Raw genomic sequence first — 21,069 nt, 5'->3', positions numbered from 1 at the left:
CGCTTCCGGCGGATCTGGGCCTCGATGTTCTGCGCGCCGCCATAGCCGATGTGCTGGAACGGCATACACCGCTCCGCACGGTGTACCCGTCGACCGCGAATGGTCCCGTCACCGTGGTTCTCGACCCGCAAATCGTGCTGTCGACGTTGGACGATGCACATGCAGGGCACGATGGTCTGGCCCTGCACGGCTTCGATCTGACCCTCGAGGCGCCGCTACGCCTCGGCCTGCTGGATCGAGGCGGCGAGCGGGTGCTGTCCGTTGTTGCGCACCACATCGCGGTCGACGGCCTCTCACTCCGTCCGCTGGCCCGGGACGTCGAGATCGCTCTGCTTGCCCGAATGGCCGAATCGACACCGGAATTCGGTTCTCTCACCGTCGACTACTCGGATTACCGATTGTGGCAGCGCACTGTGCTCGACGCCGTGGCGTCGGATCAGCTCGAGTTCTGGCGTCGCACCCTGGCCGGCGTGCCGGAGTTCCTCGACCTGCCGACCGGAACCCCTGACCCCTCGGCCGATGGGACGGCCGTGGAGTTCTCCGTCGGTCCGGACACCCTCACGCTGCTGCGTTCGCTCGCGCATCGTGTGGGCGCAACGGTATTCGTCGTGGTCCACGCAGCGTTGGCCGCCGTGCTCGCAGAAGCCAGCGGTACCCAGGACATCGCCATCGGGACCCCGGTGGGTGGCCGATTCGATCCGGCGCTCGATCACCTCGTCGGCATGTTCGTCGGTACCGTCGTGCTCAGGACGGAGGTCGATCCGTCGACGACGTTCGAGGACTTCGTGACCGCGGTCCGCGACCGGGATCTCGATGCATTCGCGAACTCGGACGTCCCGTTCGAGCAGGTGGTGGACGCGGTGCAACCCACCCGCGCCGTCGATACCCATCCGCTGTTCCAGGTGCTGCTGGCCTTCGGTGATACGACAACTCCGACAATCGAACTGGGGTCGACGTCGATCACCCCGCGTCGCGTGGACATCACGGACACGCAGTTCGACCTCGAGGTCCTGGTCGACGAGTCCGAGGCTGGATTGATCGGCCATCTCGGGTACTTGCCCGCACGGTTCTCGCGATCGGTGATTCTCGGACTCGCCGAGCGCCTGACCGAGGTGTTGACGATGGTCTCCACGCGGCCGAACATTCGGCTGGGCAGCGCGGAGTTCGGGCACGTCCCATCGGCTGTTACCTCGCACCACGACAGCGCCCCCGGACTCACACTGGCGACAGTGTTTCAGCAGGCAGTGCAGAGTTGGCCCGACAATGTCGCGGTGATCGAGGGCTCGCGATCGCTGACCTACCGCGAGGTGGACCGACAGTCGAATGCGCTGGCCAACAGGCTGATACGCGCAGGTGCTCGGCCAGGTGTACTGGTGGCAATTGCCTATCCTCGCTCCGCCGACTACCTCGTCGCGATCTGGGCCGTGGCCAAGACCGGTGCCGGCTTCCTGTCCATCGACCCGTCTCAACCCGTGGCCCGAGTGCAGGAGATCCTCGAGCGCGCTGCCCCGATCACGGGAATCTCGGCTGCAGATTTCCATTCGGTCGGTGCCGATTGGATGAGCGTCACCGGCGACGAGCTCGATCGTGTCGATGGTCGCGAGGCACCACTCGACAGCGTGGCGTACGTCGTCTACACCTCCGGTTCGACCGGGGTTCCCAAGGGCGTGCGGGTGACGCACCGCGGCATCGCGAATCTGGTGCAGAGCCAACGAGATCTCTTCGGAGTGGAGCCGGGATCGCGGGTGCTTCAGTTCGCGTCGCCCAGTTTCGACGCGTCGATCTTCGAGACACTGATGGCCGTCGGTGCGGGAGCCAGCACGGTGATCGTTCCGCCCGAGGTGCACGGAGGGCGTGAACTCGAAGCGCTCATCGAGCAACACCAGGTGACCCACGCGTGCCTCACGCCGACCGTCCTACAGGTGACCGACGCGGAGGCCGTGCCGTCGCTTCGAGTGATCGTCATGGCAGGCGAGGCAGCCAATTCAGCACTGCTGCAACGATGGTCGCGTCGGCGCTCGGTATTCAACGCCTACGGCCCCACCGAGGGAACCGTTATGAGTACCTGCACCACGGACCAGCGTCAGTGGAGCCCGGCGGTGCCGGTGACCATCGGCGGACCGGTTCGCGGCTTCGACGCCATAGTCCTCGATGCTCGTCTACGCCCGGTGGGCAACAACGTCGTCGGGGAGCTCTACCTGGGCGGGGCCGGCCTCGCCGAAGGGTATCTGGGGCAGAGCGGAACGACGGCGAGTAGCTTCGTTGCCGATCCGTGCGGTGACGGGCGGCTCTACCGGACCGGCGATCTGGTGCGCTGGGTCATTCGGGGTAGCGATCGTGAACTCGAATACCTGGGCCGGGTCGATTCGCAGGTCAAGGTTCGCGGTCATCGCGTCGAGCTGTCCGAGGTGGAAGCAGCACTGCTGCGTCACCGAGATGTGCGTCAGGCCAGCGTGATCGGTCGTGGGCAGTTGCTCGCTGCCTACGTGGTGGGAGGCGTCGAACCGCGGGAGGCTCGCGAGTTCCTGGCCAGGACACTCCCGGCGTACATGGTGCCCAGTACCGTCACCGTCGTCGATGCACTGCCGATGACGTTGTCCGGCAAGGTAGATGCGAGCACGTTGCCCGAGCCCTCGATCATGTCGACCGAACGACGTGCCCCGGTCTCCGCGAACGAAGTACTGGTACATGCCGTGTTCTCCGACGTCCTGCAGGTGGCCGCCGAGGACATCGGGGTGGACGACGACTTCTTCGATCTCGGTGGACACTCCCTCTCGGCGGTGCAGGTGATGGATGCGCTGGGGGACCGGCTCGACCGCCGGCTTCCGATCAGTTTGTTGCTCGTGCATCCGACTATTTCGGCCCTGGCAGCACAACTCGACGCGGGCGATCACGGTGCTGACGGTGCCTTCGAGGTGGTGCTTCCGCTGCGAACCGAGGGGGTGGGCGCACCGTTGTTCTGTGTGCACCCGGCCATCGGAATCGCGTGGAGCTACCTTTCGCTGCTCGGGGAGACCGAACGTCCGCTCTACGGGCTTCAGGTGCCCGGTATCGCCGACGACGACGCTGCGCCGACCTCGATCGAGGAGTTCGCGGAGAGATACGTGCGCGAGATCCGAGGCGTTCAGCCGCACGGTCCGTACCACCTGCTCGGATGGTCGCTCGGTGGTGTGATCGCGCATGCTGTTGCGACGCAACTGCAGTCGGAAGGTGAGGACGTCGCGCTGCTGGCGCTCGTCGACGCGCAGCTCTCGGCACCGGAGGGAGCCGCAGAGTTCGGCATCGACGATCTTGCTCGTCAGCTCGGGGTCGAGGGTGACTCGTTCGAGACCATCGTGGATCGATTGCGCGAGAACATAAGTGAACTGGCGTTTCTCACCGTGGATCATCTGCGGCGAATGTATCGTCCCGTCGCGGAGGCTCCCACCTGGGTGGCGTCGTACGCGCCTGCTGTGTTTGCGGGGCCGGTGCACTACTTCGCCGCTCGCGGATCGCACGGTGCGGAGCAGTGGACGCAGTTCGTGGACGGGCGGATGTCGGTTCACCGGGTCGATGTGGAACACGAAGACATGCTGGGCGAGATCGGTGCCCGTGCACTAGGCCGAGTGATCGGCACCGCAGCTGTGGGGAAAGGTGTGGCGTGATGAGCGAACAATTGGAGCCGTACGTCGATGACGTGCGAGCGCACTACGACCTGTCGGACGAGTTCTTCGCACTGTTCCTCGACCCGAGCATGACGTACAGCTGCGCCTACTTCGAGCGTGAGGACGTGACGCTGGAGGAGGCGCAGACGGCCAAGATCGACCTCGCCCTCGGCAAGCTCGACTTGAAGCCGGGGATGACGTTGCTTGACATCGGCTGCGGTTGGGGCGCTCTCGCCAAGCGGGCGGTCGAGAAGTACGACGTCAACGTCATCGGTCTGACGTTGAGCCGAAATCAGTACGAGCACGGGCGCAGCGTCGTGGCCGACCTGTCGACCGACCGCACCGTCGACATCCGGTTGCAGGGGTGGGAGGAGTTCGACGAGCCCGTCGACCGGATCGTCAGCATCGGCGCGTTCGAGCATTTCAGGCGCAACCGATACTCGGCATTCTTCGCGAAGTGCCGCTCGGTACTGCCCGTCGACGGGCGAATGTTGTTGCACACCATCGTGATCACGCCACCCGATCCGGCTTCCGGTGGTGGCGGGCTCACGCGCGAAGATGCGCACTTCTCCCGCTTCATCCTGCGCGACATCTTTCCCGGCGGACAGTTGACGCTCGTCAAGGTGATCAAGTCCAAGGCGGCCGAGGCAGGCTTCGAGTTGCTGCGGGAGCATCCTCTGAGGTTGCACTACGCGAGGACACTCGATACCTGGGCCGAGAAACTGATCGCATCTCGCGACGAGGCCATTGCCGTGTCCTCGGAGGCGACGTACGACAAATATGTCCAGTACCTCACCGGCTCGTCGGCGAGGTTCAAGAGTTCACGCATCGACGTCGTGCAATTCACGCTGGCCGCTGCAGACATACCCGAGAAGTGACAAGGATGCCCACCATGATGAAAGCCCGACTCGGTTGTGTCAGTGGACTGTTCGCTGCCGCGGTCCTGGCCGTCAGCGCGATGGCTCCCGGAACCGCTGCTGCTGCACCTCTTCCGGTCGTCGGACCCGGTAGTGGTTTCGTCACCACCGGAGGCATCGACGACCTCACCGCCTGCTCCATCGCGGCCGTCGGATACGACGACGCCGGCCGACTCGTCGCCCTGACCGCAGGCCACTGCATTCTGCGTACGGGTCTGCCCGTCACCCTCGTCGGATCGCCTACGGCCCCGGTCGGCACTACGGCCGTCGGGCATTGGGGACCCGATTACGGCGTCATCGTCCTCGATCCCACCAAGGTCACGCCGGTGTCCAGTCTGGGCGGAGTCACCGTGACGGACATCGGCACCGGATCGGTGGGTCAGCCGGTCTGCAAGAGCGGCGTCGGCAGCGGACTGACGTGCGGCACCATCGTCGAGAACCGGGGCGGGGACCTGATGTCCGATGCCGTCACCGTCTGGGCCGACTCCGGAGCCCCGCTGGTGGCCGGTACCACGCTCGTCGGAATCGCCAGCCATGCCTTGGGCGTTCCGCTGCTCAGTCCCACCGCCTACGCATCCGCCTCGGAATCGATGCGTTTGCTGAGTGCATCGGGGTCCCCGGGTGCGGGCTTCCGACCGGTGGGAAGCTGATGCAGCCTGACCGCGCACAGTGAACAAGCACAGCTTCGGACACATCATCAGGGCGGGATGGCGAATCGTCGCGGTGTGCGTCGTCGTATCCGTATCCGCGGCCTTCGGTATCAGCTTGCTGGTGACCCCGGTGTACGAATCGCGGGCTCAGATGTTCGTCTCCACACCGAATCAGACATTCAGACAAGATGAGTACAGGACGGACCTGTTTTCGCAGCAGCGAATCGCGGCGTATGCGGAACTGGTGAAGGGCAATCTGCTCGCATCGACAGTTGTTGCCGACCTCGGACTCGATCTCAGTCCGGTGGAGCTGGCCCAGAAGGTGACAGTGTCGTATTCCGCAGACAACGTCGTGTTCGACATCGTCGCCACCGACAGTTCTCCGGAGCTTGCACACGACATCGCCAACACCATGGCTATCGACTTGAGTGCGGTGGTCGCAGAGCTGGAGACTCCGGAAGACGGTGGGACTCCCGCGGCGGCGGTCGGGATACGCAACCAGCCCGAAATCCCGTCTGCACCGATCCGGCCGAACACCCCGACGTACCTGGCGTGGGGTGCTGCAGTGGGGGTGCTAATCGGAACTGCGTTGGTGCTCGTCCGTCACCGCTCGCGCGGGACTGCGCAGTAGGTCCGAACTACACCCGATCCATTCCCGCCTTGTGGGCCGGATCGATGAGGAACAGGCTGCTGCCGTCCAATCCGTCTCTGCGGTGGATGTTTCCGCGTAATCCGGCTTCGACCAGGCGCACGGCGATTTCGTAGATCTCTTCGAGGCGATCGTCGGTGAGATCGGGCCTGATCGCGAGATGGATTTCGTCGCCGATGTGGCGCAGTACAGCCTGGAAGTTCGGGCTCACCGCGCTGTAGAGCTCCTCGCACTGGATCACCAACGCGTCGGACATGACGAAGTCGTCCTCGGCCCCGAGCAGCGGCATCACTCCGAAGTCCTCGAGCAGATCGATCAGCTGCACGGCACTACGGCCGGCTGCCGTCGAGCGGTCTGCCTGTACACCGGATTCCACTTCCTTCGTCGTGAAGATCAGTGTCGCCTCGGCGCTGGGATCGAGCAGACCCAGATCGGCGCGCATCGCCTTGAGCAGCAACGAGTGCATTCTGGTGATGTACGCATGCTCGCTCTGCAGACGTTCGTGTGCCGGAGCGGGGATTCCGGTTTCGGGAGCCAGCGGGGCGAACACCCGACGATCGATGCCCGTGGACAACTCGAGCGCCAATGGATGAACGCGCCTGCGTGCGACCACCAAAGCGGCGGTGAGCGCCAGATTCAGTTGGTCGTAGGCCTTGTCCAATGCACGCGTCGCAGCCTTCAGATCACCGACTGGAGTCGAGACCACCGCCGCCGAAATCTCCTCGGCCACAACCCGATCGACGTTGGACAGCGCAAAAAGTAGTTCCTGGTATCGCGCGGTCACCTGGTCGCGGTTCCACGAGTCGTTGTCGCTGGACTGACGCACCTGACGATCGACGGCTGTGTGCAACGCCGCCAACTCCCGCGACATCACCTCCTCCTTCGCGCCGACGCGTCGCACACTCAGCGCAGCCAACGCGGCACCCAGCGCAGCGATGACGACGAGAATCAAGGTCCACACCGCAATTGCGGTCACACCGGACTCGGTAGCAGCTACGACGCTGGTAGTCATGGGCACATCATGCACGAATGTGTTACATATCGTTCTTCTTTCGCCGCTCTAACTGCCAGGTAATTGTGGGTGCGGCTATCGCCTTTCGGATTCAGCCGAGCGCGGTGTGGGCTGCACCGATCTCTGTCGCCGTCGCCGAAGTAGCGGCTTCCGGCTGTGGTTGTGCCGCGATGCGACGCGGATCGTCCTGGGGGAGTGAGTCGATGAGAATGCGTCGGGGATGCGAGGAGGGGCCGGTGATGAGGTATTTCTGACCGGGTCGTACGCGGGCTGCTTCGGCGAGGACCTGTTCCGATGGGGGTTCGGTGTCACGCAGTTCGTTGGTGTCACGCAGTGCGTCGCTGACGATGCGGCGGGGGTCGTATTGCCGCAGGTTCATCGATTCCCATTCCGAGCGTCGGAGCGGAACGCCCATGTCTGCTTCGGCCGCGGTGCGGGTGGTGTCGACGAAGTGACGCATGCTGCGCACGGCGCGGGTGAGTTGGTGCGCGTATCCGGGGAGGCGTTGGGGGCCGAGGACGAACCCGGCGATGATCGCGACCAGGAACAGTTTCTCGAAGGTCAAGCCGAACATGAGGAGAGCTCCGGTTTCGGTGGTGTGAGGGCGCGTCTGTCGTGTACCTCGGTGATCACGATTGCTGCGCCGAACAGCGTGGCCATGGGAACCGCGACCAAGAACATCGACAGGACGTCGGCGGCGGGCGTGACGAGTGCACTGAACAGTGCGATGGCGACGACGCTGATTCGCCAGCTGCTGCGTAGCCTGCGCGCGGACAGGATGCCGAGGCAGTTGAGCATCACCAGCAGGGCCGGAAGGACGAAGGCGATGCCGGTGGCCAACACGATCTTCATGACGAAGTCGACGTAGTACGAGGCGTTGAGAATGGTGCTGTCCTGGTCGGAGGAGAACCCGGCGAGGACGCTGACCATGCGCGGGAAGATGGCGAACCCGAACACGCAGCCGGCGACGAACAGTGGAGCTGCGGCCGCGGAGAATCCGTAGACATATTTCTTTTCCCGACGCGTCATGCCGGGGGTGAGGTAGGCGAACAGCTCACGCAGCCACACCGGAGACGACACGATGACGCCGGTGAACAGGGCGATCTTCAGTTCGAGATCGAAAGCGCCGGTGACGGTTTCGAAGTTGAGGCTGGCCTGGCGGGTGAGGGCGAGTTCTTCGACGGGTGCGCGCAGGATGTCGAGGATCTGATCGGAGAGCGCGAATCCGATCGCGATGCCGACGAGCAGCGACACCGCCGCGCGAATCGCGCGGCGACGTGCCTCGCGTGCATGCGCCGCAAGCGGCATCACTCCCCGCGCGGCGGTGGCTGTGGTCACGAGGTGTGTCGGTACGGAACCGGCGTGGACGCAGCGTCGGCGAACACCGGAGCGGTCGTGTCGTCACGCGCTGTGGGCTTCTTCTCCTCGCGCACTTCGTCTTTCAGGATGCGCATCGACTGGCCGACGCCCTTCGCGAGGGACGGGAGCTTGGTGGAGCCGAAGACGAGCAGCAGGATGGCGAGAACGATGAGGGCATGCCAGCCGGTGAGGTTGTGCAACATGGTGATTCCTTCGTGGGTGTGAGGTGGGGGTGATCAGTTGGTGGGTGCGGAGCCGGCATTCGGCGGACCACCGGCCGGGGGAGTGCCGCCGCCCATCGGGGACTGTCCGCCTCCGCCTCCGGAGGGGGCTGCGCCGGCGGTGGGTTCGGTGGTGGTGTCGATGGCGACGGCCAGCGATCCGACGTAGCCGGCGGTGGGGTCGCCCGAAAACGACCCCATCTGCAACTCGTAGCCGTCGCCGAACACGTTGTCGTTGTCGATGCTGCCGAGCTGGGCGAGGTTCTGCGCCGATGACGGGTAGGTGTCGAGCTGGTAGATCGCGTCGAGCATGTCCTGAGGGAATGCGATCTGCGAAGTGGCGATGGCGTTGTCTGCGGTGGTCGCCGAGGCGGCGTCGGGATACACCTCGAAGTGAATGTGGGTCCAGCGGCCGCTGTAGCAACCGGGGACGATCGTGTCGAAGGTGACGGTGCCGTTGGCGTCGGCGGCCTGGATGCCGCGCAGGTACGTCTCGTCCTCGACCCCCTCGGAATACATCGAATACAGCCCTGCCGCATCGCATTGCCACAGGTACACGGCGGCGTTCTCGAAGGGGCGATTGTCGTTCGCCATGTCGGTGAGGGTGAGGTTCAGCGACAGGGGCACTCCGCTGACCGTGGTGCCGCCGTCGAGGCTGGAGGTGATGTCGCGGCGAACGATTCCCGATTCTTCGAGCACATTGACGCCGTTCGAGCCGTCGGCAGGGTAAGGGCCGTTGGTCTCGTCGGGAATCTCGCTGGTTGCCGCGGTAGCTGTGCTGGACGCGGTTGCCGTTGTGACGGTGGCACTTCCAGAGTTCGACGTGCTCGAGCAAGCAGCCAACGCCACCGCGCCGGCTCCCGCGCCGACGATGCTCAGCACGCGGCGACGGGTGACCAAGGTGGTCATGTCGAACCTAGCGCCTTGGTCGACGACCTCCTCGGCGGGGCGATCGAGCAGCCGGCCCTCGTAGGCGGGTCCGGCAGAAGTGTTGGTGGGCTCCGGAATTCGGGCCATTGTGGGATCTCCTCTGAGATGGCATCGGTTGTTTTCGGTAGTGCCAATACTCTGGGACGTTCCGGTGAGGACGCTGAACCTCCGCTGCGAGGTTCCTGTGAGCGGTGTGGCCCGGATTTCCGACGGGAGATAGCCAAGGCTAGCCTTATTGGCAATGCCCTTTCGAGCTACAGGATTGTCATGACTCATCGCCTCACGTTCCGCTTCGCCGCAGTGTTCGCCGCAGTGGCAACCGCATCCATCGCACTTGCCGGTTGCGACTCCACCGATTCGGCCGACAGTCCGTCAGCCGCATCGTCCACCGGCGCGTTCCCGCTGACCGTGCATCACATGTACGGCGACACCACGCTGGACGCCGTACCCGAACGGGTCGCGACATGGGGATTCGGCACCACCGACGCTGTGCTCGCACTAGGCGTCGTCCCGGTGGCGATGCCGTCGGCCGAATACGGCGGAGGTGACGACCTGATCTATCCGTGGGTGTCCGACGCGATCGAGGCCTCGGGCGGTCCGGCACCGGTTCTGCTCGACAACGTCACGGACGCACTGTCCGTCGAGAAACTGCTCGCTACCGACCCCGACGTGGTGTTGGCCCCGCACTCCGGCCTCACCCGAGCCGAATACGACGCGGTGACCGCGGCCGGAGTTCCCGTCATCGCCCCGCCCGAGGAACTGTGGTCGACGCCGTGGCGCGACGTCATCACCACCACCGGCGACGTTCTCGGGGTTCCCGAGCGCGCCAGCGATCTCGTTGGCGATCTGGACCGCCAGGTGCAGGACGCAGGCGTGCAGCATCCCGAATTCGACGGCCGCACAATCGCATACGTGTCCGAGGCTGCGGACGTGTACTACCTGCTGTTGCCGTCGGACCCGCGAGTGGAGCTGCTCGAGAACCTCGGCTTCGCCTCACCGGCCTCGGTGACCGATCTCGCGACCGACGATGCCACCTACTCGACGACCGTCTCGGCGGAGAACATCTCGAAGATCGACGCCGACGTGGTGTTCACTCAGGTCGACACCGAGGATGCCCTGCAGCAGTTCCTCGATTCGCCTGTGTCGCGGCAGATTCCGGCCGTAGCCGCGGGTGTAGTCGCCGGATTCGTCGGGCAGGAAGCCGGAGCGGCAGTGGGCCCGACGGCACTGTCGATTCCGTATTTCCTGCCGACCCTGGTCGACGGACTCGCATCCGCTGTGAACACCGCTGGCTGAGTCCTGCCGAGGAGTGGGGCGGCGACATTCGGGAACGTCCGGAAGAGTCCAACCACGAGTAGTCTGGCCGCGATGTCCGTCCGTCGACTCCGGGAGTTCTGATGACCTCACGCTTGCCCGACGTGTTCAGGCCGTCGGTCGTGCAGTACGGCGAGACCGTCAGAGTGGACGACCGCACGACCATTCTGCCGGTATCGCGTCGATCGACTCGGGGAGCAGAGACGGCCGTGGGGTTGTTCACCATCACCGACGGTACGGCCACGTGGACTCCGGCTGTCGATATGGGCCGCATCCATCTGATCGGTGCGCTCACCGGCCTCATTGCAGCGACATTGGGATGTGCGGCGGTCGTGAGACGGCCACCGTGGCCGAACGTCACCATCGATCGTTGACGTAGCTCATGCCTGACGAAGGACGTCGCGTGTGAGCTCGAGCTGGCCGAGGTGCTGGGCCAGCTCGCGCACCAGGTGGGTCAACACCCACTCCGGGGTGGCGGTTGCCAGCTCAGGGCGCGTGGTGCCCATGACGGTCCGATCGCGAATCCCTTCGCGTAGTGCGACATCCACCCACTCGGGTAGATGCGCCCGAACATCATCGAGCCGGGTGATCACATCGTCGACCCGGCCTGTGGCAGTGAACTCGGCGGCGCGGTCCCGCGGGATCTTCAGGCCGGCGATCACCGAGCCCGCCCAGTACTCGATCACGGCGACGCAGTGAAACACGATGGCATACGGACTGTTGGCACCCGGCAGATCCGGTTTCGTGTTGGCCAGCTCGTCTCCCAGTTCTCGCAGGATCTCCGTCATCGACGACAGGCTTCCGCCGGTGATCGCCAGAACGGCGTCAGCGACACGGCTTTCGGCGTCGTCCTGCTGCGACGTCACCACTGGTACGACTCTTTGCCTTGCACCACCGGACCGTACACCCGGGTCGAGCTGCTCGCGGCGTCGGGCAGTGCGGTGAGCTGGCGTCCCACGTGGGCCATCTCGCGGAGGAACGCTAGCTTTGGTGTTGTGGTCACCGACATCGAAACTACCCGGCTGATCCTGCGTCCGCTGCGTGACGAGGATCGACTGGCGATGATCGAATTGCACACCGATCCCCGCACGACCCGGTTCCAGTCGGACTCGCCCGACGCCGCACAGGTCGACCTCTTGTTCGACTCGTGGCTCGCGCACTGGACAGAACATGGGTACGGGTACTGCGCGGTGAGCATCCGCTCCAGCCCGGACGTGATTGGGCTGGCAGGGATTCGGGTTCGTGATTTTCACGGCGAACGTGTGCTGAACCTTGCGTACCGCTTCAGTCCCGAGGTGTGGGGCCGCGGCTACGCAGGCGAGGCAGCAAAAGCAATTGTGGACTGGCGTGCACGCACGCTCCCGTGGGTTCCGTTGGTGGCGAGCGTGAATGTGGCGAACGAACGCTCGGGCCGAGTAGCCGAACGCATCGGCTTCACTCAGTACACAGAGGAGTTCTACGACGGTGCGCACTCGCGCCACTACCGACTCGAAGCGACCCAGTGAGATGCTGCTGACGCGGGGTCAGATCTGTCGGGTGACACGAACCACCGCGTCGCGCAACGTTTTCGAGTGCACACCGGTACCGACGACGATCCTGGAACGTTCGGCCGCCGTGTCGATGCGCCAGGAGGCGTCGAACAGAGCAGTGATGTCTTTCGTGGTGACGGTGGCCTCGTGCGGCGGCTGCTCGTCGTCTCCGTGTGAATGGTGATGCCCGCCGTCGTGCAGGTGCCCGACGATGAGCAACGAACCGCCCGGTGCCACCCACTGCGCGATGTGTCGATAGAAGTCCAATTGCGGAATCGACGGATGCGCGTAGTGGGTCATCACCAAGTCCCATCGCTCGTCAGGACTCCAGGTGGTCAGATCGGCTTCGATCCAGGTGACGTCGACCCCGGCTGTCTGCGCCTGCTGTGCGGCGGTGTGGAGGGCGGCTGCGGAGATGTCGGCACCGGTGACCTCCCAGCCCTGCTCGGCGAGCCAGATCGCTTCGGCACCGGCACCACATCCTGCGTCGAGCGCGGTGCCGGGTGTCGACCCTGCTGTTTCCTCCACGAGGTACGGATTCGCTGCGACGGTATGGGACGTTCTGTCATCCCAATGGTGCTCCCAGTAGTCCTTGTCGAATGCGTGCGTCATCGATCGTCCTCTCCCGGTGGTGTGCCGGTATCAGAATGACAGCCCGTGCGCAGATGCGGCAAGCAATGTTGCCGTATCAGCAAATCGGCGACGGTGCTGCGCTGTGTCAGTGAGGTGCGTCGGTGATCATTCGATTGCGGCCGGCGCGCTTGGCCTGAAACATCAGTGCGTCAGCTCTGTCGAGTGTGTCGCGAAGACCTTCGTTCGGTCGCTGGAGCGTGTATCCGGCCGAGAACGTCACACCCGACGGCGTGGTGGCGGCTGCAAGAGCCTCGAGTGATCGAAGAGCGCCCCGACGATCGCAGTTGCGCAGAGTGATCACGAATTCCTCTCCGCCCCAACGTGCTATGAGTCCATCGACGCCGATGCACTCACGGGCTGTCGACGCGAAGTCGCGTAGCAACGCGTCGCCGGCTGCGTGGCCGAAGTGGTCGTTGAACTGTTTGAAATGGTCCAGATCGAGAACCGCGACGACGGTGTCGACCGAATGGTCGTCGACGACGGACACCGCGTAGTCCGACCAGCCGCGACGGTTGAGAGCCCCGGTCAGTTGATCGGTTCGGGACGCAAGCAGGATGCCGTCCTCGACCTCTTTTCGTTCGGTGATATCGAGAGCGGCAGCGAGCGTCCACTCGGCATCGGACGGACCGGTGAAAGGAACCAGAGTCAGGAGAACCCAGCGAATCTCGTCGTTGGGTCGGACGAACCGCACCTCGACCTTCACGGATTCTTCCGCGGCCGTACCGGCGGCCATCAGATCCTCGACGCTGCCGTGGAGCGGGAGGTCGTCCGGGTGAGTGTGCACCGTTGCGGATCGACCTATCAATTCCGAGGTGGGCAAGCCGACGAGTTCGCAGTAGGCGGCATTGACGTCGACGAAAAGCCCATCGGCGTCGGAGAGAGCTTGCGCCACGGGGCTGGAGGCGAACATGCGCCTGTACCAGTGTTCCTCCACGACGCGACGACCCGCTTTCTCCCCTTCCTGCATCGGAAGTCTAGTCGAGGGCGGGTCGAGCTCAGCGGCACGTGCGTCCGCCGACTCTTGCGGGAATTGTCGCCGGTAGGCAGCAAACTGGCACGAATGTACGACTTTCGGGAACCGTGTGCGCTCCCGCGCCGTCCAAGGGTTTGGGGTGGCCGGCCGACGATGGGGTCTTGATGACGACGAAGTGGCGAGAAGTGACGAGCATCGAGTGCCAACAGGATTTCGACGACCTGCTCGACGTCTGTATCGACATCGCCGCCGAACGGATCAGCGAGAATTGGGGCCTCCACCCGGTGGCTGTCGTCAACGATTTGTCCGGCGGGCAGAGGGTGCTCGCGCCGCTGCAGCCGGAGGTCGGCGGGGCATCGAACGCCGCGATGCACGAGCAACTCGTCCACGATCTGCGAGCCGTCGCCGGGGATCTGCGGTCGTACGCCATCGTCTCCGACGTGACCGGCGAGGAGGCGTCGGGCACATATCTCGAGGTTCTGCTCGAGCACCGCGAGTACGCGATGCGAATACTCGTCCCGTACCTGATGCCCGACGCCACGACCTTCGATCTGGGTCCGACGAAAGCTTCGGCGGGGCGACGGTTTCTGTGGGGCTGACTTTCCCCGCAAACGCGCGCGCCTTTGCCAGGTGCGAGCGAATTATGCCCGGATCGGGGGCGAATCCGGACGCGTCTGACAAACGCGCGCGCCTTTGCGAAACCCGGGGGTGCGCGCGCCGATCACCCTCGTCCAGGAGATTGGCACTCTCAACAGTCGAGTGCCAAAATAGAGGCACATACTCACTCGAAAGGAGTCCGCAGTGACCGTCACCTCTCCCCACTTCGATTCACGTGAATTGGACGACGACATGCCACCGAAGTGGTGGAATCGGCGCATTCGTACCCGCGCTCAGGTGACCGAATATGCCGTCATGTTCGGGGCACTGTCGATCGTCTCGTTCTGGGCTGCGGGCCTCGGTATCGCGGCGGGACTCATTGCCGTCGCCTCGGCATTGTGGGCCGATCGCAGCCCCGACCTCTCCGGGCCGCCCGCCGATCGCAGCGACAGGGCGCTTGCCCTCGGGACCGGCATCGTCGGAATTGTCGTCGGCATCGGATTCGTCGTGATGGTGTTGCCGTACTGGTGATGGAGCGACTTCGTCGCATGTGACTGGAACTTCGTAGCCTGCTACGAGCTTCTGCTCACGACCCCGGGCACCCGCCTTCGAGGCCGGTCGACCGTAACGCGGTCGGCCGGTTTCGTCGTTTCGAATCGATTTCTTCGAGTATCTGCGACGGAGCGTTGCACCAACCAGATTTATATGTGACGCTGTGTAGCGTAAAGATTTGAGGACGCGGGCGGAAGGATCACCATGACTGCAGTCGACGACGCACGAACGCTCTACCGAGACAGGCTGCACGCACTGTCGACGGCATCGGTGCATCAGCACTTCGACGCCTTCCTCGACATCCCCTGGGATGAGCCCGAATATGCGATCGTTCCCAACGATCCACGCTGGGTGCTCCCGGACGCGGACCCGCTCGGCCACACCGACTGGTACAAGTCGCTTCCCCTGGACCGGCAGATTCACATCGGGATGTACCGCCAGGCCAGCATGGTCAAGGTCGGCCTGCAGTTCGAGCAGATCCTCATCAGCGGACTCATGCAGTACGCCCTCACACTCCCGAACGATTCACCCGAATTTCGGTACTCGACGCACGAAGCCACCGAAGAGTGCCACCACACCCAAATGTTCCAGGAACTGGTGAACCGCATCGGCATCGACGTGCCGGGTGGGCCCGCGTGGTTCCGCAAAGTCGTACCGATGCTCACGGTGTTCGCCGCTCGATCGGCACCGTTCGGGTTCTTCGTCGGCGTCCTCGCGGGAGAAGAGCCGATCGACCACATGCAGAAGGGCGTCCTGCGCGCCGGTAGCGTCGGACACCCCTTGGTTCAGCGCGTGATGCAGATTCACATCGCCGAGGAAGCCCGTCACATCGGCTTCGCGCATCAGTACCTCGAGCACAAGGCCCCGCGGCTCGGACGCTTCGAGAAGGCATCGATCTCGATACTCATGCCGGTCATCATGCGACTGCTGTGCGACGTGATCATGAAACCGAGCAAGCAGATGCGACGCGACCTCGACATCCCCGACGAGGTTGTCGACGCCGTCTGGTGGGACAGCGACTCCTCACGAAAGGCATTGCGCGACACCTTCGGTGACGTCCGCATGCTCGCGGGCGAGCTCGGACTGATGAACCGCGTGTCCCGACGCGTCTGGCGCGCCCTCGGTATCGACGGACGTCCCTCGCGCTACCGCAGTGAGCCGTCGTTCGGCTGAGTTTCGTCGACGACGCTTTCGAGTGGCACCTGCGGGATCGCGATGCCGCGGGATGCTCCGAGTCCCTTGACCTGCAGCCAGATGGTGTCGGCCAAGAATGTCGCGAAATGATCGAGCCCGGTACGTGTTTCGGTCTGCCCGCTCCAACTGCGCACCGCACCCATGCAGCCGGACACCAGGCCCGCCACCCACGGCCGCACCAGCGACCAGTCGTCGGCGGTCAGGTCTGCATGCACGAGGGACAGGAACGCCGCGACGCTCACTTCCAATTGCTCGGCCAGCATGGCGTTGGTTTCTTCGAGGGGAGTGGGCGACTCGGCACTGACGTCCTGCTCGACGAAACGCGTCCACGCGGGATTCTCGGCCACCCACCGCACGTAGGTACTCACCACTCGATGGACCACATCGCGAGGAGTGCCGGTCAACGCGAACGACGTGACCAACGTGGCCGTCAACTCCGCGCAGATCGCCCGCTGAATGGCCGTATCCAAGTCGGTGCGATCACGAAAATGCCGGTACAAGCCGGTGCGATGTACCCCGGCCTCGGCGGAAATCTGTGCGGTGGTGAGCCGCTCACCAGGAGCGATATCGCGCGCCAGCACCGTCATGGCGGCGTCGATGATATGGCGTCGACGATCGGTGTTGTGCTGTTCCCAACGCCGCTTACGGCCATCGGACTTCGGGCGCGGGCCACCGTCACTCATGCTGCATGCTCTCACGTCCACCCTGGGTGAGGCTGTCAGTTGCTGCGTTTACGAAGCGCGAACAGAACGCCGGCGGCACCGACCACGGCCACCGCTGCGCCGATCGGCCAGAGTGGGAATCCGTCGTCGGTGTCCTCTGTCTGGGTCGCGGGCGGTAGGGCCTCGTTGGTGAAGTCGAGGTCCGTTGCCGGGGGAGCGGCGGCTTGGGTGAGCTGGAACGGAATGCTGCCGGTGATCGGATGCCCGTCGGCGGAGACGACCCGATAGCCGATGGTGTAGTCCCCTCCCGCGCCGAGTCCGTCCAGATCCACTGTCACCGTGCTGCCGTCGATGGTCGGATCCGAAGTCGCCCAATCCATTCCGTCGGATCCGACGACGGTCACGGTGGCGAAGTTCGACTGCACGGACTGATTGAACGTCAGCGTCACCTCGTCCGGCGCGGCGTCGAGCACGGAGTTCTCGGCAGGGTTGCTGGACTGCAGAGTTGCATGGGCAGCTGCCGGAGCGATCGACAGTGTTGTCGCGGTGAGAATGGCGGCTGCGATCACGGCCAGGCGTTTCATGGACTGCTTTCTTGTTGTGGCTACTCGTGTGGAGGTTCGCCGGTGACCTTGTGGTCTGCGAAGTTGAGGCCCTCACGCACGAGACGGGCGAGGTGACCGTCGGCCAGGCGGTAGATGACGTTTCGGCCGTCGCGTCGGGTCTCGACGAGTCCGGTGAATCGGAGCTTGGCCAAATGCTGACTGACGGCGGTGCGGGAGGTTCCGGTGGCCGTGGTCAGTGCGCTGACGTCGGCGGGGCCTCGGTCGAGTAGCCAGAGGATGTGCAGTCGGGTGGGGTCGGAGAGCATCCGGAAGGTGTCGCTGGCCGTGGCCAGGCGCGCGGAGTCCGGTTCGACGGCATGGTCGAGACTGATGCGCGGTTCCTTCTTCGGTGGCATCGAACGTCGTCTCCCTACGCGGAGGCGACCACCGACATTCGGGTGCGACTCCACAGGCGTGCTGCGGTCAGTGCCGCAAGTGTAGCCAAGCCCGTGAGCACCATCGCTGCAGTGAACAGTCCGAACTGGGCACCGACCCATCCCGCAACCGGATAGGTGAGCAGAAACGCGGCATGCGAGAGCGAGAATTGCGCGGTGAAGATCGACGTTCGGGTGCTCTCGTCGGATTCACGACGCAGAATCCTCGCCGACGGCGTGTTGATCATCGACGTTCCGACGCCCAGCAGCGTCCACGTCGTGGCCAGCGCGATCCAGGCTGCCGACCCACCGTTCAGGGTTGCAACTGCTGTTGCTGCTGCGATTCCCACGACGGCCGTTGCGGCCCCGGTGAGCATGAGGGTGTGATCGTTCGTGGATCTGAGGGCCCGCGGAACGAACAGTGCAGCGAGCATCGAACCGCCGCCGTAAAAGCCGAGTGCGATGGCCAGCTGGCTGCTCGATCCGCCGAACAGATCGCGAACGTAGACCACGGAATTGACCACCACCAGAGCCGTTGCTGCGGCGACCACCGTGTTCAACGCGAGCAGCCCCCGCAGTTCGGGATTTCTGATGAACGTCGTGATGCCTGTTGTCGGCGTGTTGTGTTCGGGCGCAGTGCGTTTCGGCAGCACCGTGCCCACCACCATCACCGCGGAGACGACGAACCCCAGCGCCGTGCCGACGAACAGCGTGTGAAAGCCGATGACCGTCAACAGTGCTGCGGCGATGAGTGGACTGACCAGTGACTCGAGGTCGTAGGCGAGGCGCGAGAGCGTCAACGCGCGGGTGTACTGCTGCGCGTCGGGCACCACGGACGGAATGACTGCCTGAAAGGTGGGAGTGAATGTGGCCGACGCCGCCTGCAGAACGAAGATCAGGACGTAGACCTGCCACACCTGATCGACGAAGGGTAGCGCCAGCGCGGTGAGCGCCCTGACGGCGTCGGCGGTGACGAGCACGAGCTTGGTCGGGAGCGTGTTGGTCAGCGATGAAACAATCGGAGCGACAAACACATACGCGATCATCTTGATCGCGAGAGCGGTGCCGAGGACCGCACCGGCGGCACTGCCGGCGATGTCGTAGGCGAGCAGCCCCAGGGCCACCGTCAACAGTCCGGTGCCCAGCAACGCGACGACTTGCGCGGTGAAGAGGCGTCGAAAGGCGATGTTTCGGCGAAGCATGGCTTCAAGGTACACATGCGTGCGCACTTGCGCACTCATATGGTTTTGCTAATTCCGAGTTCCCGCAGGCACGGCAGGGAATCTTTGGGTAGCGTTGCGCGGTCGGCGTCACAAACGAGGTGGTCCATGACCGGTATGCGGAACGCATCGAGCGAGGTCATGCGTCGCGCCGTCGATCAGTTGCCCTCGATGATCGGATACTGGGACAGCTCGCTGCGGAATGTGTACGCCAACCAGGTGTATGCGGATTACTTCGGTATCGAACCTCGGGATTTGGTCGGTAAGCACCTCAGCGAACTGCTCGGCGAGGCTCTCTTTCAGTTGAACGAGCCGTACATCACCGGCGTCCTCGCGGGCGAGCAGCAGCAATTCGACCGGACCCTCATCGACGTCAACGGTGCCGTGCGCGTCACTCAGGCAACCTATGTGCCCGATATCGTCGACGGTGCCGTCGTCGGGTTCACCGCGTTGGTCGTCGATGTCAGTGCGCGCGCAGAGGTCGAACGCGAGCGCGATCGCGCGATCCGGCTGTTCCAGAACGTCATGGAGAACGCCCCGATCGGCAAAGCGGTGATGACCCGTGACGGACGATGGCTCCAGGTGAACAAGGCCCTGTGCGAACTACTCGGCTACACCGCAGAAGAATTGCGGCAGAAAACGTTTCGAGACATCACCCATCCCGACGACATTCCCCTCGCCGACGAACACCTCAAGGGACTGGCCGAAGGGACGCTGACGAACGTGGCGTCGGAGAAGCGATACATCCGCAAGGACGGTGCCACCATCTGGGTACAGCGAAACGCGACCGTGGTGCGTGACGACGAATCCGGCGACGTCATCATCGCGCAGATCCAGGACATCACCGCCCGCAAAGCCGCCGAGGCGTCGCTCGAACGCCAGGTGCTGATCGACGACCTGACGGCGTTGGGTAATCGACGACGACTGATGGCCGAGCTGGATGCGCTGAAGGAATCGGTCGGCGAACGTCCGGTCGGAATGCTCTTCGTGGACATCGATTCCTTCAAATCCATCAACGATCGGTTCGGTCACGCGGTGGGGGACCGGGTACTCCAGGCAATCGGCCGTCGCATCCTGGACAACACCCGCGCTCGAGACATCGCCTGCCGCATCGGCGGTGACGAATTCGTAGCCCTGCTGCACTCCGCCAGATCTGCCGAGGGAGTCGAGCGCCTTGCCAACCGGGTTCGTGGCCTCCTCGCCGGCCCCTACGACATCGACGGCACTGTCGTCCCGGTCTCGGTGAGCGTCGGATGGAGTTGGGAACCGACCACCGACCCGGACGAATTACTACGCATCGCAGACGAGCGAATGTACTCGTCCAAGCGCGCCTGAGATCTGGATCAATGTGGGTTTCAGTCGGTCGGAGTGCAAGAGAGTCGCATTGATCCGGTGGATCGGGCCGGGCTGGGGAATTTCACAGCCGTGTCGGCCGTGCACCCAGTGGCGGCGCGGGGGTGGGCCCGCGGTGCTTACGTGACTCGACTCGATACGCGATGTAGAGATACAGGACGCCGGTGATGGCACCACCCAGGCAGCTTGCAGCGATATCGAGCGCGGTGGACCCCGAGGTGATCGTCAAGTGCATCAGGAGGAAGCCGATACCGACTGCGGGCACGAGGGCAAGCGCATTGATGTAATCGGCCCGGGTTGCGCCGCACTTCTTGCTCAGAGCCCCGGTCATGACCCACTCGCGAAATGGCTTCTGCATCTCGGCCTCCGACCTTGTGCGGTCCACTTTGTCCTTTTCTCCACGGTACCGGATAGTTCGCGGCGCTGACGGTGTCATGGGAGGGTGCAGGTATGCGTGCTCTGGTGTTTCTCGCGGTCCTTGCGATCGTGTACACATGGCCGCTGTTCGGAAGCAGCCCCGGCCAGTGGTCTGCCCTGTTCCAGGGCGTCATGATCGGCGCGATAGTCAGCACCGCGGTGACTCCCGCGGGATGGAAGGCGATCCGACGCATCAGAAGTCGACTCGTTGGGTCGTACAGTCCACCCAGGTCCTCGCGGCGATGAAATCGGGTGCAGCTGACC

Annotated in this window: 26 protein-coding genes; 12 read left to right on the top strand and 14 right to left on the bottom strand. The window is 64.2% G+C overall.

The features are described 5' to 3' along the window. From CH256_RS19360 to CH256_RS19345, 4 genes are all read left to right on the top strand, one after another. Nucleotides 1-3,644 (top strand): non-ribosomal peptide synthetase (locus CH256_RS19360; protein ID WP_143536627.1); only part of this gene is annotated, 3,644 nt, incomplete at its 5' end. After that, nucleotides 3,644-4,522, top strand: a complete 879-nt coding sequence (locus tag CH256_RS19355) for a cyclopropane mycolic acid synthase family methyltransferase (RefSeq protein WP_094670344.1) — start codon at nt 3,644-3,646, stop codon at nt 4,520-4,522. The genes CH256_RS19360 and CH256_RS19355, both read left to right, overlap by 1 nt. Nucleotides 4,523-4,536: 14 nt before the next feature. Continuing rightward, complete coding sequence (locus CH256_RS19350; protein ID WP_094670361.1) at nt 4,537-5,211, top strand: hypothetical protein; 675 nt, start codon at nt 4,537-4,539, stop codon at nt 5,209-5,211. A gap of 19 nt (nt 5,212-5,230) precedes the next feature. Beyond that, nucleotides 5,231-5,842, top strand: coding sequence for a YveK family protein (locus CH256_RS19345; protein WP_094670343.1), 612 nt, complete (start codon nt 5,231-5,233; stop codon nt 5,840-5,842). Between the two features lie 7 nt (nt 5,843-5,849). Here CH256_RS19345 and CH256_RS19340 read toward each other — a convergent pair whose 3' ends face one another. The 5 genes from CH256_RS19340 to CH256_RS19320 form a co-directional block, all read right to left on the bottom strand. Further along, nucleotides 5,850-6,872, bottom strand: a complete 1,023-nt coding sequence (locus tag CH256_RS19340) for a hypothetical protein (RefSeq protein ID WP_094670342.1) — start codon at nt 6,870-6,872, stop codon at nt 5,850-5,852. A gap of 91 nt (nt 6,873-6,963) precedes the next feature. Then, complete coding sequence (locus CH256_RS19335) at nt 6,964-7,446, bottom strand: preprotein translocase (protein ID WP_256989487.1); 483 nt, start codon at nt 7,444-7,446, stop codon at nt 6,964-6,966. Further along, nucleotides 7,434-8,210, bottom strand: coding sequence for a twin-arginine translocase subunit TatC (gene tatC, locus CH256_RS19330; RefSeq protein WP_255183115.1), 777 nt, complete (start codon nt 8,208-8,210; stop codon nt 7,434-7,436). The genes CH256_RS19335 and tatC overlap by 13 nt, the downstream gene beginning before the upstream one ends. Next, entirely contained in the window at nt 8,207-8,434 is a 228-nt protein-coding gene (locus CH256_RS19325) for a twin-arginine translocase TatA/TatE family subunit (RefSeq protein WP_094640695.1), read from the bottom strand. The genes tatC and CH256_RS19325 overlap by 4 nt, the downstream gene beginning before the upstream one ends. A 33-nt stretch (nt 8,435-8,467) precedes the next feature. Further along, nucleotides 8,468-9,469: an intradiol ring-cleavage dioxygenase gene (locus CH256_RS19320; RefSeq protein WP_094670341.1), complete on the bottom strand. Its 1,002-nt coding sequence runs from the start codon at nt 9,467-9,469 to the stop codon at nt 8,468-8,470. Nucleotides 9,470-9,649: 180 nt separating this feature from the next. Here CH256_RS19320 and CH256_RS19315 point away from each other — a divergent pair, with 180 nt between their 5' ends. Together CH256_RS19315 and CH256_RS19310 are read left to right on the top strand one after the other, a co-directional pair. Continuing rightward, on the top strand, nt 9,650-10,678 hold the full coding sequence (locus tag CH256_RS19315) for an ABC transporter substrate-binding protein (RefSeq protein ID WP_094670340.1): 1,029 nt from the start codon (nt 9,650-9,652) through the stop codon (nt 10,676-10,678). Between the two features lie 101 nt (nt 10,679-10,779). Next, complete coding sequence (locus CH256_RS19310) at nt 10,780-11,070, top strand: hypothetical protein (RefSeq protein WP_094670339.1); 291 nt, start codon at nt 10,780-10,782, stop codon at nt 11,068-11,070. 6 nt (nt 11,071-11,076) lie between these two features. Here CH256_RS19310 and CH256_RS19305 read toward each other — a convergent pair whose 3' ends face one another. Further along, nucleotides 11,077-11,562 (bottom strand): DinB family protein, encoded by a 486-nt coding sequence (locus CH256_RS19305; RefSeq protein WP_256989486.1) that lies wholly within the window; start codon nt 11,560-11,562, stop codon nt 11,077-11,079. After that, on the bottom strand, nt 11,559-11,699 hold the full coding sequence (locus CH256_RS28180; protein ID WP_179272153.1) for a hypothetical protein: 141 nt from the start codon (nt 11,697-11,699) through the stop codon (nt 11,559-11,561). The genes CH256_RS19305 and CH256_RS28180 overlap by 4 nt, the downstream gene beginning before the upstream one ends. Here CH256_RS28180 and CH256_RS19300 point away from each other — a divergent pair. Further along, nucleotides 11,692-12,201, top strand: a complete 510-nt coding sequence (locus CH256_RS19300) for a GNAT family N-acetyltransferase (protein ID WP_218829149.1) — start codon at nt 11,692-11,694, stop codon at nt 12,199-12,201. The two genes, CH256_RS28180 and CH256_RS19300, sit on opposite strands and share 8 nt — an antisense overlap. Nucleotides 12,202-12,219: 18 nt before the next feature. On the opposite strand, the gene CH256_RS19295 is transcribed toward CH256_RS19300, so the two are convergent. Beyond that, nucleotides 12,220-12,837: a class I SAM-dependent methyltransferase gene (locus tag CH256_RS19295; protein WP_094670338.1), complete on the bottom strand. Its 618-nt coding sequence runs from the start codon at nt 12,835-12,837 to the stop codon at nt 12,220-12,222. A gap of 106 nt (nt 12,838-12,943) precedes the next feature. Next, the gene (locus CH256_RS19290) at nt 12,944-13,825 is read right to left on the bottom strand and encodes a GGDEF domain-containing protein (protein WP_094670337.1); all 882 of its coding nucleotides are present in this window, start codon (nt 13,823-13,825) and stop codon (nt 12,944-12,946) included. A 170-nt stretch (nt 13,826-13,995) separates the two neighbouring features. Here CH256_RS19290 and CH256_RS19285 point away from each other — a divergent pair, with 170 nt between their 5' ends. From CH256_RS19285 to CH256_RS19275, 3 genes are all read left to right on the top strand, one after another. Further along, a complete protein-coding gene (locus CH256_RS19285; protein ID WP_094670336.1) occupies nt 13,996-14,430 on the top strand; it encodes a hypothetical protein in 435 nt (144 codons plus the stop codon). A 202-nt stretch (nt 14,431-14,632) separates the two neighbouring features. Further along, nucleotides 14,633-14,959, top strand: coding sequence for a hypothetical protein (locus CH256_RS19280; protein ID WP_068055253.1), 327 nt, complete (start codon nt 14,633-14,635; stop codon nt 14,957-14,959). Nucleotides 14,960-15,184: 225 nt separating this feature from the next. Then, complete coding sequence (locus tag CH256_RS19275; protein ID WP_068055249.1) at nt 15,185-16,153, top strand: AurF N-oxygenase family protein; 969 nt, start codon at nt 15,185-15,187, stop codon at nt 16,151-16,153. Here CH256_RS19275 and CH256_RS19270 read toward each other — a convergent pair. The 4 genes from CH256_RS19270 to CH256_RS19255 are packed head-to-tail and all read right to left on the bottom strand — an operon-like array spanning nt 16,126 to nt 19,017. After that, on the bottom strand, nt 16,126-16,857 hold the full coding sequence (locus tag CH256_RS19270; RefSeq protein ID WP_143536626.1) for a TetR/AcrR family transcriptional regulator: 732 nt from the start codon (nt 16,855-16,857) through the stop codon (nt 16,126-16,128). The two genes, CH256_RS19275 and CH256_RS19270, sit on opposite strands and share 28 nt — an antisense overlap. Before the next feature lie 35 nt (nt 16,858-16,892). Beyond that, on the bottom strand, nt 16,893-17,420 hold the full coding sequence (locus CH256_RS19265; protein ID WP_094670334.1) for a copper resistance CopC family protein: 528 nt from the start codon (nt 17,418-17,420) through the stop codon (nt 16,893-16,895). 20 nt (nt 17,421-17,440) lie between these two features. Beyond that, a complete protein-coding gene (locus CH256_RS19260) occupies nt 17,441-17,797 on the bottom strand; it encodes an ArsR/SmtB family transcription factor (RefSeq protein WP_032396178.1) in 357 nt (118 codons plus the stop codon). Between the two features lie 14 nt (nt 17,798-17,811). After that, nucleotides 17,812-19,017 (bottom strand): MFS transporter, encoded by a 1,206-nt coding sequence (locus CH256_RS19255; protein WP_094670333.1) that lies wholly within the window; start codon nt 19,015-19,017, stop codon nt 17,812-17,814. Nucleotides 19,018-19,143: 126 nt separating this feature from the next. Between CH256_RS19255 and CH256_RS19250 the strand changes: the two genes are divergently transcribed. After that, nucleotides 19,144-20,370 (top strand): GGDEF domain-containing protein, encoded by a 1,227-nt coding sequence (locus tag CH256_RS19250; protein WP_176460185.1) that lies wholly within the window; start codon nt 19,144-19,146, stop codon nt 20,368-20,370. 82 nt (nt 20,371-20,452) lie between these two features. Here the strand turns inward: CH256_RS19250 and CH256_RS19245 are convergent, their stop codons facing one another. Then, a complete protein-coding gene (locus CH256_RS19245; protein WP_068055229.1) occupies nt 20,453-20,746 on the bottom strand; it encodes a hypothetical protein in 294 nt (97 codons plus the stop codon). 92 nt (nt 20,747-20,838) lie between these two features. Between CH256_RS19245 and CH256_RS27760 the strand changes: the two genes are divergently transcribed. Further along, nucleotides 20,839-21,051: a hypothetical protein gene (locus tag CH256_RS27760; RefSeq protein ID WP_143536625.1), complete on the top strand. Its 213-nt coding sequence runs from the start codon at nt 20,839-20,841 to the stop codon at nt 21,049-21,051. The last annotated feature ends 18 nt before the right edge of the window (nt 21,052-21,069 follow it).

It is taken from the genome of Rhodococcus sp. 05-2254-6, from assembly GCF_002258565.1.
Lineage (GTDB): Bacteria > Actinomycetota > Actinomycetes > Mycobacteriales > Mycobacteriaceae > Rhodococcoides.
The sequence above is the reverse complement of the archived record's forward strand: the minus strand, read 5'-3'. Positions and strand labels throughout refer to the sequence as shown.

What these genes read in the sequence shown, in the direction of transcription:
- CH256_RS19355 (WP_094670344.1), top strand. Translation starts at nt 3,644, where the DNA reads ATGAGCGAACAATTGGAGCCGTACGTCGATGACGTGCGAGCGCACTAC.
- CH256_RS19350 (WP_094670361.1), top strand. Translation starts at nt 4,537, where the DNA reads ATGATGAAAGCCCGACTCGGTTGTGTCAGTGGACTGTTCGCTGCCGCG.
- CH256_RS19340 (WP_094670342.1), bottom strand. Translation starts at nt 6,872, where the DNA reads ATGACTACCAGCGTCGTAGCTGCTACCGAGTCCGGTGTGACCGCAATT.
- CH256_RS19335 (WP_256989487.1), bottom strand. Translation starts at nt 7,446, where the DNA reads ATGTTCGGCTTGACCTTCGAGAAACTGTTCCTGGTCGCGATCATCGCC.
- CH256_RS19325 (WP_094640695.1), bottom strand. Translation starts at nt 8,434, where the DNA reads ATGTTGCACAACCTCACCGGCTGGCATGCCCTCATCGTTCTCGCCATC.
- CH256_RS19320 (WP_094670341.1), bottom strand. Translation starts at nt 9,469, where the DNA reads ATGGCCCGAATTCCGGAGCCCACCAACACTTCTGCCGGACCCGCCTAC.
- CH256_RS19315 (WP_094670340.1), top strand. Translation starts at nt 9,650, where the DNA reads ATGACTCATCGCCTCACGTTCCGCTTCGCCGCAGTGTTCGCCGCAGTG.
- CH256_RS19310 (WP_094670339.1), top strand. Translation starts at nt 10,780, where the DNA reads ATGACCTCACGCTTGCCCGACGTGTTCAGGCCGTCGGTCGTGCAGTAC.
- CH256_RS19295 (WP_094670338.1), bottom strand. Translation starts at nt 12,837, where the DNA reads ATGACGCACGCATTCGACAAGGACTACTGGGAGCACCATTGGGATGAC.
- CH256_RS19290 (WP_094670337.1), bottom strand. Translation starts at nt 13,825, where the DNA reads ATGCAGGAAGGGGAGAAAGCGGGTCGTCGCGTCGTGGAGGAACACTGG.
- CH256_RS19285 (WP_094670336.1), top strand. Translation starts at nt 13,996, where the DNA reads ATGACGACGAAGTGGCGAGAAGTGACGAGCATCGAGTGCCAACAGGAT.
- CH256_RS19275 (WP_068055249.1), top strand. Translation starts at nt 15,185, where the DNA reads ATGACTGCAGTCGACGACGCACGAACGCTCTACCGAGACAGGCTGCAC.
- CH256_RS19270 (WP_143536626.1), bottom strand. Translation starts at nt 16,857, where the DNA reads ATGAGTGACGGTGGCCCGCGCCCGAAGTCCGATGGCCGTAAGCGGCGT.
- CH256_RS19265 (WP_094670334.1), bottom strand. Translation starts at nt 17,420, where the DNA reads ATGAAACGCCTGGCCGTGATCGCAGCCGCCATTCTCACCGCGACAACA.
- CH256_RS19260 (WP_032396178.1), bottom strand. Translation starts at nt 17,797, where the DNA reads ATGCCACCGAAGAAGGAACCGCGCATCAGTCTCGACCATGCCGTCGAA.
- CH256_RS19255 (WP_094670333.1), bottom strand. Translation starts at nt 19,017, where the DNA reads ATGCTTCGCCGAAACATCGCCTTTCGACGCCTCTTCACCGCGCAAGTC.
- CH256_RS19250 (WP_176460185.1), top strand. Translation starts at nt 19,144, where the DNA reads ATGACCGGTATGCGGAACGCATCGAGCGAGGTCATGCGTCGCGCCGTC.
- CH256_RS19245 (WP_068055229.1), bottom strand. Translation starts at nt 20,746, where the DNA reads ATGCAGAAGCCATTTCGCGAGTGGGTCATGACCGGGGCTCTGAGCAAG.
- CH256_RS27760 (WP_143536625.1), top strand. Translation starts at nt 20,839, where the DNA reads ATGCGTGCTCTGGTGTTTCTCGCGGTCCTTGCGATCGTGTACACATGG.